A 19,579-nucleotide genomic window follows, 5' to 3' on the forward strand; every position below is an offset into this window, starting at 1 on the left:
ATCCTCTTCCCTTATTTCCTTGGCATCTTCATCAAACTTAACACTATATGTAAATGGTGCATAAAGCTTATCATCTTCTGTTCTCTTTAATGTCCATTCAAGGAAAAAGCTAAACTGATCCTCTATATTCCATCTTGTATTTTTGTCATATAGATTCCTCATGTTAAGCAGCATATTTAATGCCTGATTAGTAGTAGTCATCTTGTTATCTTTATCGAAAAATACTTTCATGGTTAGATCATTCTTTTTAGCATCATAGAGTCTTGTCCTCTCATTGGCAGCAGTTATGTCTTTCCAGTAGAACTCCAGAAACCCCTCTTCTGCAAAAATCTCAAGAGTTTTTAAGACTTCCTTAGACCTGGCAAAGTAACCCTTCTCTATAAACTTACAATATTCCCTTATCCTTGTTTTGAAAGGTTTTTTCAAGTAATCTCCCAGTTCAATCTGAACTTCTTCTGGTAGTTTTTTTATATCTTTACTTGCTAGACTAAATCGTAATTCATGCACACTGGCGTTTGTCTTTCCAGTCAAGTATTTCTTTGTAGAAGCGCTAAGGCCTTTTAGGATATCATCTGAAACAGCAATAGGGCCTTTATCTAATGTTTCCTTTATTATCCCTGTAGGTGCCTCTGGCTCCTGTGCCAGGCCTAACCAGTAAAAAATCTGGGCAGGTATGTTTTCATAAGCAAGGTTTTTTTCCTGTGAAGGATCTCCTTGATTATCCATCTGTATATGCGAAAATCTATCCTTGGCCCTCCATGTCTTTGTTCCAAAGGCCATATATTTCTCTATGTTAATATTATAATCAGGATCAATACTCATAAGATATGTGCCTGCTTTTTCGTCTTTAGGATCCTTGACTACCCAGTGATACTTATTAATCTCGCCTGTATCCTGTCTAAAGGTAATTACAGGGCTATAGGGCCTGTCAAACAAGATAATTTCTTTATACTTACGCTTCTGTCCTGCCTGGACCTGCGTATCGTAATACACATCATTTATCTCGCAAAATACAGGCAGTTCAGGATTGTCAGTATATATAGTTATCTTTTCAGTGTTATCTACCAAATCATTGGCAGTTACAGTTATGTATTTAGTTGTACCTATGACTATTGTCCTGCTCTGGTATGTCTCTATTACATTCTTAACTTCTATATCTCGGCCAGAGGCATCCTGCACTGTCATGGTAATTCCCTTTTTCCCTTTAGTATCAACAGCATACTTAGGCCTTGATTCTTCTCCTGTATTGTCAATAAACACCTTTTTATTATCCTTCACATAGGTTATTGACTGTACCTTGTTTGTCTTTTCCGACCTGCGCTCTATGAATAAGGGAACTCTATCTTTGTCTTCTATGGTTATATCTCTGTATTTATTTCCGCTATCATCAATGTCCCAGAATCTACCTTTATCCTTATAGAGCTCCTTGTCAAGCACATGGAAAAATATACTGCCGTCTGGGGTAACCTGTAATTTAAGATAGTCTGGAGGAACACCTTTTTCGCCAAAACCCCATACATAAGATCCTGACTCCAAGCCTTCTTTAGGGATATAATGCCTGGTAAGTGCATCATTAATACGTTTGAACATATTTTTGACTATCTCTGGATCTAGCTTTTTAAGCGCAGTACTATCGCTCCTGGACATATCCAGGCCAGGAATAGTAAAGCTGGAGATATTGTTTTGTGTCGAATCAATGCCTGACTTCTTAAAGACAAATTTATCATTCAGTATCTTTCCAATGCCAAAATGTCCGCCTTTTTCTCCAAGCAGCTTTTCACTACTGATCTTTGCAGGCACATCCTGCACTTCAAATAAATAACCTCCCCAGCAATATCCTGTATTTGAGCCTGGAAGATTTCTCACTATATTCTGCCACTGCTCATAATTTTTCTTCCTCTGCTCGTCTTCGCCTATTCCATAGCTGCTTTTTCCGTATTCACTAAAATATACTGGCTTACCTGTTTCTACTCCGAATTTATTGATTGAAAGCTGCTTACTGTCTTCAAAGTCATTCACAGCATAACTATCTATATAATCCATTACCTCTAAGCAATTACCCTTTAGGTTCGGGTCTTTATCCAGTCTATATTCAAACGTCTTGATAAAACGAATCATACCTTCTGCACCTTGCCTGTACTCCTCTTGCGCAGCATCCTCATATACGGTTACAGCAGCTTCATAGTCATCCAAGAGGCCCTTGTCTTCAAGTTCCTTCTTCCATTCTTTAATCCCTATCTTAGCGATATTTTCCTTTTGTTTCTCTCTATTCAAGCCACTCTTTTCCAGCGGCTTTAAAAACGTATCTCCTAATGCAGCAAAAAGCTTCTCAGCCTCGTCTTCTCTAAGCTTTTGATTTACTGCATCTTTTCCATTTACTTCAAATTGGCCTTCAAGGAATTTCAAGGTGTTGGCAGCAATAACCTCTGTGGACAGATCGCTGGCATGAGGTGTCCAATTCCCAAGCACTATAGAGAAAATATGTTTTCCTGGTATAAGCGACTCTTTAAAGTTTTTTACCTGTTGTTCCGGCGTAAGCTCTGTATATTTGTATTTACTGCAATATTCCTCTGCAGCAGACTGTAGAAATGATTCATAGCCAGGGGATAGTTTACCTAAGAACGACTCTACATCCTCATAATTTAACGTGTATTTTGGATATTCATAGTCTTCATCCACGAGTTCGTGTTTCTTAAGGAGTCTGAAGAAATTCTCTGTTGCCTCTACTACTACCTCTTTCTCAGCTAGCTTACCTCTACCACACGTGAGATTCTGAAAACCAGATAGCTTAGGATGTCCCCAATCGTATTTTGCCTTTCTTCCCTCGACTCCATTGCCATTGCCATCTTCGTTTGCAAAAAGATTTGGTTCATTAGATACGAAGAAATCTGATACATATTCTTCGGGTGACCATGTCCTTACATATTTTGCATATTCATCCAGATTCTGGATTCTATCCTGGCGTGCATCTTTTTCGCCTTTATGCTCACCTGCAAAATGACCCAGGGCTATCCACTGCCCGCCTCCATTATAGAAATTCCACCTCATTATGTCCTTTGTCCTTTTTACATCATATCTTGATGTACCAAACTCGTAGAACCTAAAGGACTTGTTGTTAAACGGGTCAGCAGCTAATATCCTGCCCAGGTCAAAACCTCCTTGTTCCTCAGGTAATAATGATTTAATCCAGTAAGACATATCCATGCTGTAATCTCCCTGTAATGTTCCATTAGCAGGTGTCTCATATACAGCTCCTGGTTGATGTTCCTTAAGAATATTTACTTCGCGATCTACTTTAACGCCGTTTGCATACCCTACTTCATACCTAAAAGGCTTGCCATCTATATATCTTACCTCATACTGCCTAGGAGGGCCTGTGGGTACATCCCATGCATAAAGCGGTGGGAGTTCTGTTTGTTTTTTCTGGAGTTTAGAAAGAAAATCTGCAATAATAGGATGTTCTTTTATGTCCTTTAGTAAGCTGGATGCGACACTGGGTTCAGAATCATCTGGAGGCAAGCTATCATCTTGCTGTGTAGTCTCTTTTGTCTTTCCATAACTTACAGTAGGTAAAATAAGATTTATAATGTCATCTACAAAAGATGGCGCTGATGTATCAATAGGCTCATTATAAGATGTTCTTCTGTCAGGCTTGCCGCTGTCTGTTGAATCAGGCTTAGTCTTTGTTCTTGTCGTATCAGGTGGGGTCGTTCTTCTACTAGGCTTGCCGCTCTCTGTTGTATCAGACTTGGTCTTTGTGCGATCTGCTTTCTTGGCTGCTTCCTCGGCTGCTGCCTTCTTGGCTGCTTTCTCAGCTTCCTTGGCCTCCTTAACCTTATCAACCTTGACTTTATCGTAGGTGCGATCAAATTTACTCTTATATCCTCTTAAACGCCACTCATGTAGATCATCATCCCTAGGACCTGGGGGAGAATTATAAGGCCATTTTACTACCCCTCCATAATTAAACCAGTCAGGCAGTGGGTCAATAATATCATCATTTTCTCTTGTCTCAACATCAAAAGGCTTAGGGATATGGCAGTGACCTTTATGATAATTTGTACCTAATTTTATGCTATTATCCTCACCAGTGTCTGGTCTAAATAAATCAAGCTCTATCTTGTTGGGGAAATTAACCTGAAATTCTCGATACATCTTAGAATTAAAATTATCCTTTGATATATTAAATACAGATCCTTCTTCGCCGTTTGCTGAGATATGAATCTCTTTTAATCCGCGTGTTCCAAACTCATATGAGCCGTAAAACATGGCTATGTATCTAAAATACCACTTTCTTGATGTACGATCATAAGCCATGGCAGGATTACCGTCTTTGTCCAGTAGCAATGCAGCTATCATCGACACTTCAGGTTTACTTCCTGTAAACTCAGCCCTTACAAAACAATCTGCCATAGTGTCTTCGCCGCCATTTACATTAATAAAAGAGACATTCCATGTGTACTGAGTTATCTTTTGATCTGGATCCAAAGACGCCTTTGTCAAGCCAAGCTCATCCTTGAAATAATCTACAGGTGCTTTATCAGGATTAGCACCCAGGTACTCGTATATCTTGCTAAACAATTGGTCTGCCGTATATATATCCTTGGCTTCCAAGTCTCTTTTTGGCTTGGTTAGAAGCTTGTCGAAAAATAATTCTACAAGTCGTTTCCTGTCCTCACGAAATCCAGAATCAAAAAGCTCTCTATCGCTAAATATTGCAGAATCGAATATATTCACCTCTTTTACAGCTCTTTCGAAAAATTTCTGGTCCTTTGAATTAAAGGCATTTTGATATTCTGTGTCTTTATCACCGTGCATATCATACATAAGGCTGCCATCTACCCCTGGAAATCTAGTAAGCCGGCCCAGGTTATCAGTAACAGGGTTATCAAGGACTGTCCATGCTGAACTGCCTCTATCTCCTTCACCCAGCCATTCTCCCGTACGCATATTGCGTTCTTCAATCACACCATTTTTTGGATGTATAGAGCCATCTATATAAGAATATGGTATAAAGCGCATGGTAGGACTCTGGATACTCTTCCTTATACCAAAAGCAAACTCTTCTGTCTTGATCTTGCGGCCAGAAAGAAGCTGATATACATCTGTATCATGTTTAAATCTGCTTCTGTGGTTGGCCATTATATCACTCATTTCCCAGCCTTTATCTGTCCTAATAAGAGCCCTATTCACATCCACTGGCCTATGTAATATAGTATGGATTACATATCTCTCTTTACCAACCGGCCAGTTATTGTTATTTCTATACTCCTCGGCATGTTCATCTCCTATAATATCCTCGAGCTTCTTTAGGCCAAGCTCTTCTATCTTTGTTTCACCTTTGTACAATCGGAGTCCACTGCGACGAGACTTGGCTGTGAACTTCGTAGCCATGTCTGTACCATATGCAAATTCTGTATTATCAGTTGTCACTTCATAGCCAATGGCTTTTACTGGTTGACTCTTGAAATTAAAATACTCTCTTAGATAATCAATAACGCGGTCAGCAGCATTAGCATACGTAACATTATATACAAGGTTGCCAGCACTATCTCTCTTGTATTTTCCGTCCACTTTCTGCAATTCTCTATTAACAACAATGTCGTCTTCTTTTCGGGCAGAACCCTCTGTCCATACAGTCTTTGCCTCAATCGCTTCGACTGAATACTTGGATACAAACTTATCCTCATCTGTTGTAGTTATGTTCTCGTCAAGCGTACCTTCTCCTTTGATTACCCTAACTGGCTGGCCATAGTTATTTGGGTTTTCTATCCACTTGAATAGGCTGTTTGCAGCGTTTACTTTAAAGGTGCCGTCATCGTTAAGTTTTGGTATAGTAGCTTTGTCTTTCTTCATCTCGAATTCTCTTACAGCTGCATAGCCCTCTTTATCAACTGTCATGCTCTTTAGTGCTATGTTTGTGCCTTCGAGGAATTCTATGTTGTAAGATACGGTATAATCGCTCATGTCATGATTATATTCGATCTTCATTACTGTCTGGCCTTTAGGATTTACATATATGCGCTGTGTCTTGCCTAAGCTGTCTTCTACTAGATATACCACCACATCACCTATCACTTTTTCCTGTGTACCTTCTGCCAGGTAGCCATCCTCATCTATGTGCACGAATTTCTTAAAGCCTGGTTCTACTGTTATCTTTATGCCGTTGCTAGGATTAATGAATGTCCATGTAAAGTCACTTGGAGGCACTTTTATCCAGGTCTTAATCTTATTAATGGCTGCTGCCTTCTTCTTATCTGTACCAGCCTGGTCAAACTCATCTTTAGCATCCTGAAGGCCATCTGAATAATCTATGTCCAGAAGCAGCTGTTTATACCATCTAAGAGTCTCGTCTACATTATCTTTCGTAAGTCTATTTGCAAGGCCTTCAACTATATTAAAATAATGGCCCCTTGCTATTGCACCTGCATAGCTTCCGTAAGTAAAGTCTCTTTTTGCAGGCTCACCTTCTTCATCAAGGAGAATACCTTGGTTAATAATCCTATTTATCTCTTTTATCTGGTTTTTATCAGATTCTGTTAGGCCATCAAGAGCTCCTGCTCGAGCTACTAATGCTTGGCATCCTGTTACAGATTTTGCAAAATCGCCATCAATCTGTGGTTCACTTACATCAGCATCAAAAGGCGCCTCGGTAACCTTGCGATCTTCCCTCTCTTCATCCCTTGCTGTTTTTTCTACCGGTTTCGCCTCCATCTCTTTTCTGATATTATAAATCTCTCTATCAAGGTCTCTTACTTTTTGTTTAGTACCGCTAAGTAGCTTTATAAAATTGAGTTCCATGCCTAGTTTTTTAAAGCCTTCTTTTCCTATACCAAAATCTACCTTAAGCCAGGGTCTTTGCACAGAGACCTGGACTGCAGAACCTGGTGTAAATGGTGATTCTGCATACTTGTCTCCATCTTTAACATAACTATAGCTCGCGCCAAAAGAAGTCTCTTCGAATCTAACGTTTGCCCCTAGTTCAACAGATACGGGAGAAATACTTGAATAGACCTTTGCTGCTCTCTCAGGAGTATATGTGCCGTATTCTAAGCCAGCTTTCCATGTTATACGATTTAAGCTCGCGGTCACTTCTGCATTGGCTTTTAACAAGCTTTCCTTACTGAATTCTTCTTTTGTTGAGTAAGTTAGCGGCAAGGTTATATAGGGAGATATCCCCTCTTTAGTGTTTTCTACGCCAAGATCTACAGGCTCTAAAGTAAGTCCATGAGGCGCTATTGGTATACGCTGGAACTTAAGTCCAAGTGTCTGTCTTGCTGGCCCGCTTAATCCTCTTGCACCACTACTAATCCCTAACTTAGCATGATCTCGATCAAATCGCGTAACCCCAATCCCTATATCAGTTATTAAGTTGCTATAACCAAAGCCGCTTGGGAAATTTACGCCGAACTCGTAATGCTCTTTCCAGTAATCTCCTTTAGTAGCATCAAGCTTTGCTGCAGAGGCAGTCTCTGCTAAGAACTTAAGCCTTGCGCCTCCGCCTATATCAACATAGGCATGAAACATAAAGTCCATGAACTGGTTTCTTATGGCATTAAATGGCTGATCTAATATATCCAATAGATCCTGTACTTCTTTTATCTCGTCATCTATGTTTTTCGGGCCTTGTTCTAATGCCCACTCAGTGTCACCGCCCTGCTCAAGGATAATCTTGTCCATGTATAGCTTCTCTAAGTCCTCGCGTATACCCTTAAGGCGCAATTCGTGCTGCTTAGAGGTAGTGAAATTCATTCCTCCTGAGGACCTTATAGCAATCTCAGTGCCATCCTTCTTGTAATCTACAGGTAGCAGCCATCGCAATCCTGGCAGGAATTCAGTCTTAAAATGCGGCATATTTCTATATTCTGCAGTAAGGTAAGTACTTTCTTCTATTGTCTCCCAGAGCTTGGCCCATGTAGTTATGTATTGATTGCTTATTGCTTTCTTTAAGTCAGCGTATATCTTTGACTTTATGTGCTTTGCCTCGACATCTAAGAACTTCTGGAATAGCTCAGGCTTGTACTTTGCTAACTCTGTAATGGTATAACCCTTACACTCTTTATCTTTTATTCCTAATGCTTTCAGATATTTCTCGGTATTTAACAGTAGCTGATCTCTATAATTCTTTTTTGCAGCCTCAAGACTTCCAGGAACATCAGGATCATATCCAAAATCTTCCATAAACTTTAAGTACCGAGTCCTCTGCTCGTTTATCTCGGCCTTGTGCTGCTCGCCCATCTCTATATCAGACGCTATTGTGCCGCCTTCTTGCAAGGCCATCTTATATTTATCTATAGCCAAACCTACGTCAACTATTCTATCTTCATAATCCTTAATAGCTACATTAGTACCCTGTACAATAGTGCTCCTATATAGATCTCCATCGCGCTGGTAGTAGTAAGTGTTCTCTGTAGCATTGTACTGCACAGGATCCTTAAACGAACCTTTAATCCCTGCCTCTCTGGACAGGCGCTTCTCAGCATCCTCAACTGCACCAATGCCTAATTTTATTGCATCACGATGGGTAGTCAGGTTAGTCGTTACGTCCATTCCTTCATAGTCCCCTATGCCTGAAGTCGAACTATTAGACATCATCTCTTCTATTAACGTAATCCTAGGGTCTTGAGACCTCTCTCCAAAAAGCACCCAGCCTGTTTTGCCAGGCTCCTTAGAAAATATCCTTTCGGGTATCTTTTCTTCACTGCCAATTAATTCCCTGACCCATTCCAGGACCTTACCTGCCTCAACCTTTTCCACCTCTGGTGGTAATTCTGCTGTTCCTTGATAGTAATAATATTCAAAATAGAATTTAGACTCATCTCCTGATGCTGCATCCCCTGTCTTCCTGGCACCTGCGCCAAAATTATCTCCCTTAACCATGGCAATCTCTTTTATCTCATCGTATCTTTCAGCAGCCTTTCTAAATTCAGCAGCTATCTTATAATCTCCAATATATGGCGGGGCTTTTAAGGCAAGGATATATCTTGCTATATTAGCCCTCTTCATACGGGTATTTTCTGCTGATGGCTGTTGATGCTGCAGCTCCCCTAACGCTATGTCAGCCCGCCTGATTTCCTCATCCAGCCATTCATCATCGCGCATTGCCTGGTCCTTGTCTTCTAATAGGGCCTCTGTGCTTAATTCAATTGAATAACCATCTTTACTTGCTATATCCAGGATCTTTACGCGTCCGACATTTTCATAAGGCAGCCATTTATCCACAACCTGGCCGCCTTTTTGAGAGTAAAGCACTCTATACATTGATTTTTTCTGTATATCATCTATAACATCTGAAACGCTCTTATCGCTATCCTGGTAATAAACCTTGGTGGGCATCCATTCATCATCGTGCTCTATTGCAAGGATATCCCCACTATAGGCCTTGCCGTCAATTACAGGTGAATAGTCATCTCCAAGAATAGCTTCTCCTTCTTTCACCTCTTTGCGCGCTATAGCCCTGTCAAGTGCTGCCTTGTCCTCAAAACACGCCTTTACAACCAATACTGGTTTGGTCTTTTCTGTTCTCTCCCATGTTATCTCGTCTTCTCCTAATGCATTCTTAGTTACTTTGGATTCATATTCATAATATGTAAATTCCTTTTCTCCCAGTATAGTTGCATATCTTAATTTGGCCTTGCATTTTATCTTTCTATTATTGATCTCTATATCCTCTAACTGCTCCTTCATCTTCTGCATGGCAATATTTACTCCGCTCTCTATTTCGTGAGCTTTAGCTTTGATAACCTCTTCCACAGTGGAAATACCCTGTGCATCTACACCCTTATCTATGAGAAAGATCCTGATGTTAGCTCCGGAGCGGCCATCATCATCTTTATCTTCTTCATCACTAACCCTCTTAACATCAGTCAACTGTGCCAATTCCCATTCATTAAGTATTTTGCTACCTGATTCATTGAAGTATAACAGTCTTCCTTTCTGGTGCAGGTGTCCAAGGGTCGTGATTTTCTCGTCCTTCCCGTCGGTTTTGACATGGATTATTTCGTAGTCGCCTGTCTTATACTCGTCTTGATTATAGATCTTTTCGTACTTTTCTTTACTAATACCCTTGATCTTAAACTCGCCTGTCTTAAGGCCTCTAAGAACCTGCTTCTGTGTATAACGTATCTCTCCGCCTACAATGCTCATATCTTTGTTCTCATATCTGTAAGGTGCATTGTATTTGTCTCCCTTGCAGATAATATTCAGAGACCCGCCATCTCTGGCAAGATCTTTTGCATTTTCCCTTCTCTGTACTGGCGCTGGTACAGCACCTTCTCCTGTGCCAGGATGTACATAGCCTTTTTCACCTGGTTTCTTATCCAAATTCCAGCCTTCTGCCATGTCCTTGACTGGACCCATAAGCTGGAGAGGCTTATGCAATGTCTTTTCCAGATCAGGAGGTGGAGGAGGAGGCGACCCTGCAGAAGGATCGTATGGCGGTTCATACTCAGTTTCACGTGGTCCCTTATCAATCCACTCTCCAAGCTCATTCTTATAGACCTCTTCTCCCTCTTCGTCTTCTGGATCTGGGCCAGGACCCGATCCTGCGCTTAAAACTTGAACTTCATGTGATTCCCTGATATCACGGTCTGCACGGTCTGCTAATACAGGTTTACCTTCTTCGCGTTCTTCCTCAATCTCTTCTTCGTCAGGGGTCTCTTCCTTGGGTTTCTTTAGGTCTGCAGCATATTTTTCAGTCTCTCCCTTATGTTCTTTTAGCTGCTTCAGATAGTTATCTTCGGTACTTACCAACTCTGAGAGTTTCTCAGGCTCAAGATTTTCTACATCTTGGAGGCTGTTTATTCCTACCTCAAGGTCCTCTAATGATGAGTAGCTCTTCAGGCTGCTTTCAGTCATGTATGACAAATAGACCAGGGCATTATATGCGCCTGCTTTCTTACCTTTGATCTCAGCTTCTATATCAGGCCTTGATTTCTTTAATAAACTAAAAATCTCTTTTTCTTCTTCGCTTGATAAGACTTCTTTTCTCTCTACCTTAGATTTCAATGCAGCCAATTTTTCATTCTGCTCATTTAATTCCTCAACTGTCTTTATGGTTTCTTTTGTTTTCTCTAACTGCCTGGCTGCAATTTTCTTTAGTAAATCCTTATCATTCTCATCCAGCTTCCCTTCCTTAGCCCTTTCTTTGATGGCCTGCAGCGTTTCTGTAGTAGGCAAGTCTGCAATCTCCTTCTCAAGGCCTCTGATCTGTGCAGATACCGACGCATACTGCTGGGCTTCCTTTATATCAACAAAATCTCCTCCGCTAAACTTATAAAAAATATCACTGACATCAACATGTGTAATAGTCGTAAATATGTCTCCTACCCTGCCACCCAGGGAAATAGCTCCTTCATCTCCCTCTATCATGCCTGCTAAATAATGAATAGCGCCAAAACTCTTTATACCAAGGGCCCCTCCCAAAACAACATCCAATCCATGAGCAGCCTGTAGTACTCCTGCAATCTCAAACTCCACGAACCATATGCCGCCTGCCGCAAGGAGAATAGCTGCTAAGTTGGGCACTGTGAATATCTTTAATGAACTTGCCAGAGTATTTGCTATGCCCCTTAAAACAATGTTATGCCACTTTCTTAAATCTTCCTTTTTCTCTAAGATCTCTTTCTTCTGGTATTCTGTGGATAAGTTCCTGATTTGTCCATACATCCATTCTTTCTGTACTTTAGAGGCCTTGATTCTTCCCTTTAAGAGATCATCACTCAAGGCCTTTACGAGCATGTTAATTGTCTGCTGGGTAAGCTTGTCTTTATTGGCTGATGCTGTATTTAACATCCTGCGTATGGCCTCGAAATTATAACCGCCGAACCTGCCTAATACCTTTTCCAGTTTAGGGTCCCCTATAAGCTTTGTCTGGTCATTCCATTCCTTGCTGTTCAGGAGATGTTTTTTAGCCCATCTTTCTTCCTTTGCCTTGCGCGAGAACTTGGTCAGGTTAAGTCCGAGTGCTGTAAAGATAGGTGATGCCATACCCTGGATACTAAAACTATTCTGGAACTTTGCAGCGCCATGGGCAGCTGTAGATGCAGCATCACCAGTCCCTGGGAGTATTGTACTTAAAAACGTGGATACGGCATCAGATCCAGGGAGCAGTGTCGTCAAAACGTCTCCACCCCCAAGCAAGCCAAACATTACACCTGTACCTATGCCGCTGATAATAAACATCACAGACCTGCGTTTTAAAAATCTTAGAGTAGCCCGGAGAATAACATCGTTAGAGATTATATCTGAAAGCATCATCATGAACTGATTCTTAACAAACGCATCACCTAAGCGGTTTGTGAATCTATTAAACCCTGTGGCTCGCATGTATGAATCTTCTTCGCCCTCAAGTATCACCCTGCCATCTTTATCTAACCTGGCAATATCTGTCTCTACTATCTCTCGGATCTCATCCTTTGCATATTTCTCTACTACGTCTCTATAATCACTGGCAAGGTTAATAGCGGCAAAGTAACGGTAAAATGCTGTAAAGAACATATCCATGAGGTGCAAGCCTTTTTTAGCTACTTTCATAGTAATCTTAAAAGGAACAGCGGGAAGCTTGGCAAGCTTAAAAGGTATGGTTTTAGGATTTTTCCTTAAATCCTTGATCTCATGCATGGTAGCCTGGCCTAGCCTCTTGAGCTTTTCCTTCATGGGCACCTTTGGTCCCTTTAGCTTGGCATCTACTGTTTGTTTATTCTCAACAACGATCTTATGTATATCCTGGCACATCCTGTAAAGTTTTTTCTGGCTATAGGCGCTTAAATCTCCTGTCTCCCCAACATCCTTAAGCCACTGGCGTATTTCTTCTGCTGAAGAGTTACGATAGATCCTTCCCTTCTGACGCAGGAACTTAACTCCAGAGCTGGCCAGGAAATTCATAAATGCATTAGCAAAGCTTAAGCCTATTATTGCCTTTACAACTACAAGGCCAAAAAGGCCTGCAGAAGAAACAACACCAAAACTAGGCACGAGGGCAACTAATGCCACAGTCGCAATAGGCCAAAGCACTCCAAAAAGAACGCTGAGCTTTACAATAGAAATCTTCTCGTTCCAACCTCTCAGGATGTCATATATCAATAAAGGTATAAGTCCTACTGCTACACTAGCCCAGGAAGCTACCTCATTCGTCCAGAAGCCAGTGTCATATTTTGCTGCCATTCTTTGCTGGATTGTCTCTTTTCTATAGATTAGGAATTGGATTGGCTTAGGATACTGGGCTATTAAAGGTATTTGATTGTCTCTATCATCTACGAAGGTCTTATAATGTACGTTTCTGTCTGTAGGATCATAATAATAAGGGCCCTTGCCTTTATTGTTATTGTCTAAAACTACCTTGCCTTCCTCAATGGCCTTTTTAATGGAAGGGTGCAGATCTTCTATAGACGGCGGCCCTGCGCGTATCTCGTCCAAGTTCTTTATATCCTTGGCCTTCTTAAGCATGACTGATAGAGCAGTAAACATTGCAGAGCTGAACGAGCCAACAAGTATCATTGTCCTATTCACTATAGTCGATAAGTCTATGCCGCCAATGTCAATACCCAGCGCACTGAGCAGACCCACTATACCAATCCCAGCAAATAATACTGCTATCCCAGCTGCCACCTTAGGCATCATAGGCTGCTTAGAAGTTGCGGTTTTGCGTTTAGACCTTGCTTTGCCTGTTTTTTCAAGGTAAGCCTGATATTTATCGGATGGCGTGTATTCTAATCTTTCAAATATCTCATCAGGGATAGCTCTTCTGTATTTTTTAATCTTCTTTAAAGTAGCTTTTTCCCATTTTCTATAGAATACTGGATTGGATGATTTAAGGTCTATTTCTCCTGCCTTCATTAATCCTTCGTTATGACATATAAATTCATCTAAAGCAAACCATACGGTACGGGCTTTATCTTTACCTAGTTCATCAATAAAACCGTTATATAATTCATTATCTTTATTTAAGCCTTCATCAATGCCAATATGTCGGAATTCATGTAATGCTATTTCCTTCAATATAAACTCTTTGGTATCTCTAGGTCTCTTGCTAATCTCAGGTAATATAACTGATCTCAAACCTTGATGTCCTGCTGATGCAGGCGGCGCTGCTTCGCCTCTAGAGTAGTCTTTTCTACCGCCATCGCTACGTATCCAGCCAACCTTTTCCCATACTCCAAATTCGAAACTAAACCAGTTATGTCCAACGACTCTAGTCTTACCAAGATCAACTTCGTATGTGCGACTACCATCTCTATTAGCAATTTTAACGACAGATTTCCCTACATAAGTTTCATTGTATTCGAAATTATTTAATATTTCATTCAGCATTCCTATTGTTTCTGAGGAAAATAGTTTGTCAACATCTGGCTTAAACCCTGAAAAATAATTCCTTATCTTTCTCTTCTTAACCTCAGCTGTGTCTTTCTTACCAGCAGCCTTACTTATATCTTTTTTGTCAATAGTACAAGATGAGAAGAATATCATCAGACTGACCAATGGTATCAACAGTAAACCAAACATTCTCCTTATGGAGCGAGTACCTATAGCGTCTGCTTTGGCTCGCAATGACAAGCGAGGAATAAGGGCGCCCGCGGCTTTTGCGGGGGCAAGGCCGGTGTCTGTCTTAGCAACAACAGGGGCGCCCTCCTCTTTAACAGAAACTCTCTTCTTAAGCTTAGCCATGGTCTTGGTCCAAGTCTTTTTCAAGATCGACCGGATGCTCGGAGCTTCGGGGGTGAGGTCGTTGCTCGTTAGACTGGCAGGGTCTTCCGAGTACCCTTTAAAATATTTTACTACGTTTGTATTAGAATTATCTATCAGGACAGTGGTCTTGAATAATGAGCTTAGCTCTGGAGATCCGCCATAATAATCTTCTAGTTCAGCTTTATGCTCGTCAGTAGGGATAATCGCAAAGATATTTCTTCCTCTCCAGTGCTTCTGGAGTATCTCTTGTTTGCTTATAGCTACGTCTTTCCCATCTAATGTCCTTGTTACAAAGTAGTTTTCGCCTTTTCTATCACTATATGCTCCAACTATTGGCATGAAATGGTCAGGCACCAAGAGAATAAAATTGGTGCCTAAGCTCTCTATCTCATCTATATTTATACTGACTAATTTTGCATTACTGACTCCGTGTTTCGCAGCTACCTTACTGATCAATTTGCTGTTAATCTTGCCTTCCATTAGATTCTTAAGCATGGTTGCGTCACTCAGGCCCAGTTTAATCATGTTCACAAGCTCATCACTCATCTCTTTTGCCAATGTATTTCTTGTAACCTTTCCGCCTCCCCACTGCTCAAGCACAACACTAAGCGAATGTACTCCACAATTAACAGCTGAGACCGCGCCAATAGCTATCTCAGCTGTAATTCCTTTAGTATTCTTTACATCTTTTCCAAAAAGCATCTCTATGATGGATTGTGACACTGAAGGATCATCTCGAAGCATCTTATATATAGGTGAGCTTAGTATGGCCTTGGCATCATCAAAAACCTTTTCGACAAATATGTCTACATTGGCCTGATTCGGCATGCCTTCTAACTCTAAGGTTTGCTTGAGGAGTGTGAAGAAAAGCAATGTTTTTAAGGGGAGTTTTTGAGATTCCTTAGAAGCGAGTAATCTGTCAATTTCAGGGCTACCCCTTTCACCATTTCTTACTGCATCATTTAACCATTCATGAGCAATCCCTAATGCAACCATATCCTGGTATCTAGCCTTTGCTCCAGTAATCTTTTCTATTGCGATCTTTATCTGGGTATCTTCTCTTCCTTCAATTATATCTATTTCTCTTTCAGCCCTGGAAACTGGCAATTCTATGGCATTGTCTGCTTCTGTCTTCGGCCTTAACTTGCCGAATGCCTTTATTAACTTTCCTAAACCAAGGCCTGCAGACTTCACAACGCCAAATATAGCCTTATGAGAAGCTCTTGCCCTGGCCCTCTCAGCAGATGATGATTTTCTAGGAGTGGGCTTCTTGACTGATGGGCTGGTCAATTCTTCTCCGTCTTCGCCTTTTGCACCTGCTAGACTTCCATCTCTAGTCTCGCTAATTTTCCAATCCCCATCATAGCCATCTTCAGTACCAACTGTTTTAGGTTTAACTCCAGCTGGAACTTTTTTGCTGACTTTAAAGGCAGGGCCTTTGCCATCTTCTATTGGTAAGCCTACTACTATAAATTGACCTCTTGAGGTATCATAAGCAAGCTTGAATTGATCATCCTGGCCGTCTTCCACCTGAAGTTCCTTAGCAGCTTCAGCCGCAGATGTCTCTATTGTCTCGCCGCCAACATCTATCTGGCTAATCTCTGCAACTTTTACAGCCTTAGGCATCTCACCCTTTGCTTGAGTCTCAAGACCTGTCTCATCATAACCAAGCTGCTGTATTTGAGCATCTTCTGCCTGCACCTTTATCTCTGTCCTTCTATCAGCGCGACTGAATGTATTTGTCTTTTTGTCATACTTTAAGCTGAAAGACACATTACCTACTGAGATCCTTACATCTTTTCCTTCTTTGGCCAACTGCTGTGCACGCTCTATAATATATGGAGCAATAAGATCTGAGGATGTCACGCCTGGTATACCTGTATCAGGCGCTATTCCTTTTTTACTGCCTATATCCATGCCTGCGCCTGCGTCTTCTAAAACTCCTCCTGCTCCGATAATAGCAGGCGCCTTAGTCTCCTTGCTTATACTGCTTATATCGCTTGGTGTAAGTCTGCCCTCGCCTATTATACCTGCATCAATATTTTTCATGTCCAATGCAACATCACTCTGCTGACCATCTATTAATAGGTTCCGCACAGATGCAGAAACAGGACTACCAGGCATTACCATGCCTTCAGGAGTCTCCACTGGCTGCTGAATCCTGCCTGAGATATCTTGCTGGCCAGCTCCTGTTAATACTCCTGAGTCTTTTTCTAATTCTGCACCCACGCCTGCTGGGGCAAGCCCTGCTGCCTTAGAATCTTGCGTTGCTACTGCAGGCGGGTTATTTAGTAATTCTAATAATGCATCTGCTGCCTGATCTAAATCAGCGCCTGGAGCCAACTGCACATTCACAAGCAACACTTCTTCTGACTTCTTTAAATCTTCTGATTCATCTGGCTTTGCCTCTTTTGGAGCCTCTAATAATTTCTTTGCTATCCTTCTTGCCTTTGCAGCAGTCCTGTTCTTAGGATTCTTCATTTCTTCGCTAACTTTAACCAAATAATCCATTTGCTTATCCTGAGGCATTTTCTTAAAGGATTCGTTTATTGCTATCCCGACAGCTGGATCAATGCCTGTCATTTCAGCAAAACTCTCTAATTTCTGAACAGTATCCCATGTTATGTCTGCTGTATTTATATATGCAACGTTTGTCAGAAAATCATAAACACTGCATGCCTTTTCCATCCTGGCAGCCATGTCTTTGGCACCTAAGCCTTGTTCACCTACAAATGAACTCAATATACCTAATTTCTCCTCATTAGATTTCTCCTTCATTACCCTGGTCATAAGACCTTCGAGGCTATTAGCCAGCTTAACTGAATATGCCTTGTTTTCCTTGCCGGAGAGATTAGAAAGCTTTAATGCATTGGCTGGCATGTGGCTCATCTGTGCCATCTCTGCAAACTCTGGCATCTGCGTGATCTTTTCAAACTGCTCAGGATCTTTCTCTTTCATCTGCATAAGCTTTTCAGGCAATTGATTGGCTGGCGTGATTAGCCATGCTGCGAATTCAGGATCTATATTGCTTAGCATATCATAGACATCAAAGGCCTTGCTCATGGTCTCAGAATCAGACAGTACCCTCACATCATATGAATTGGCTAAATTAGCATTTATATCAAGCAATCTCCTCTGGTTTGTCCTGACGAGTTTTTCTTTTTCTGTGCCAGTCTGTCCTATGGCTATGGCATATGCCTTTTTCTTGGATATGCCCATCTTACGTCCGAGACGCCACACTGTATCAAGGGTTATTATCTGGCCAGGTGTCCATATACCTTTATATAGCTGCACTGGTTCTTTTTGAGTGCCTTGAATCATGCTATTATACATATTCATAAAGTTAAGCTCTTCTTTTACCTTAATAAGCTCTTTCTTTTCCTCGTCTGAGAGATAGTATTGCTTGACTAGATTAAGGATAAACTTATCCTGGTCTTTGCCTCCACCAGGAGCAGTACCGTCTATGACTACATTCCTGTAATCCACTAATGCAGACTTCACATCCTTTGAAGAAGCGCCTGATATGGCATTCTTAAATATCGAGAATAACGGAGACTCGCTCTGGACACCTGAAATAGTCTTTGATATCCTTGCCCTGAACTTCTTAAGGCCTTCTTTGTCCTCAGCGCGAGCCTTATCTTTGGTAAGCATTATTGCGCTTGTCGGTAACTGGCTTAAGATCCTTACTATCAAGCTAGGAGCACTAAGTGAGAATACATTAAGGACTTTTGTTACTAGCTCTAATGCAGGCACAGCTATGGCTATGGCCAAAATCCCTGTCAGCATAAGACCTTTTTTAAGAGTCATTTTCTTGAGGTTTAGCTGGCCCTGCATGATCATTCCTATTAAGACAGCTACGGGTAATAAAGCCGGTGCCCATAGAAAAGCAGCTATGCTCAGGCCAAGCGAGAATAATGTCTTGCCTATAGAAGCGCCTTGACCCATCATCTTTGGCATGGTAATCTGCGAGCTCAGTGTCTTGACACTAATGCCTTGTTCTTGCAACTTGCGTATATCTTTTTCAACCCTTTCTGTATCTGTCTTTTTCTTACCTATCTTTACAAAATTATCCTTTACGAGCTGATTAGCACCAGCATTTACGTTCTCACCAGTCGCGTCTATATCCTGGATAAAACTATTCTTGCCTGCTCTTATGCCTTTAGCAGATACATTTTCAATATGTGCATTATCTCCTGCGATGATCTTATTCTCTGTCACTACATTTGATACATAGGCATTCTTACCTATATTAACACCCTTATCAGACACTACATTTTCTACCTTTGAACCTTCTCCTATCTTTCCTGAAAGGATCGTGCTTCCTGTAACAAGTGCCCCTGCAGCTATTACAACGCCATCTCCTATAATACAACCGATGACTATAGCTCCCTCGCCTACGATTACGCCCTTACCTAGCTTAGATTTTTCATCTACCTTTGCTGTGTCAGCAATCTGGGTCGCGAATATATCAACAACAGGTTGTTCTGTCTTTGTTTCAGCCTTTGCCTTAGTCTTTCTTGTTGTCTCCACTACAGGCGGGGCCTTGTCTTCATGGTGTGCTGTCTGATCCCCGGATAAAGACTCACCTATGATTGTCCTAGCAACCTTGATGTGTAATATCCTGCTTAATACAAAATCCTTTGCCTTTATTGCAGAACCTTTTATTGCCGCAGCTACCTTGCCCTCATCTTTTCTTGCCTCAGCTTCTTTACTTGTCAGGACTGACTTTATGTCTCTTACTTCTATCTTCAGGATAGACTTGGTGTCTTCTAATGCCTTATCTGCAAGCTCTCTCTCTGCCTTCTTTTCTTCAGCAATCTTATCTTCCTCAGATTTTCTGGAGATGCTTACAAGTGCTTCTATGATACGAACATCACGGTTCTCCTTCAGGTCT

Annotated in this window: 1 protein-coding gene (cut by a window edge); it reads right to left on the reverse strand. The window is 41.3% G+C overall.

Going from position 1 to position 19,579, the window contains the following annotated elements:
• Window positions 1-19,579: part of a hypothetical protein coding region (locus P9L93_04725; GenBank protein ID MDP8230392.1), annotated on the reverse strand (this coding region is incomplete at both ends). Its footprint extends 26,088 nt past the window's final position; the window shows 19,579 of its 45,667 annotated nt.

Origin of the sequence: Candidatus Gorgyraea atricola (assembly GCA_030765235.1) — a bacterium.
In the GTDB taxonomy this organism is placed as follows: domain Bacteria; phylum Omnitrophota; class Gorgyraeia; order Gorgyraeales; family Gorgyraeaceae; genus Gorgyraea; species Gorgyraea atricola.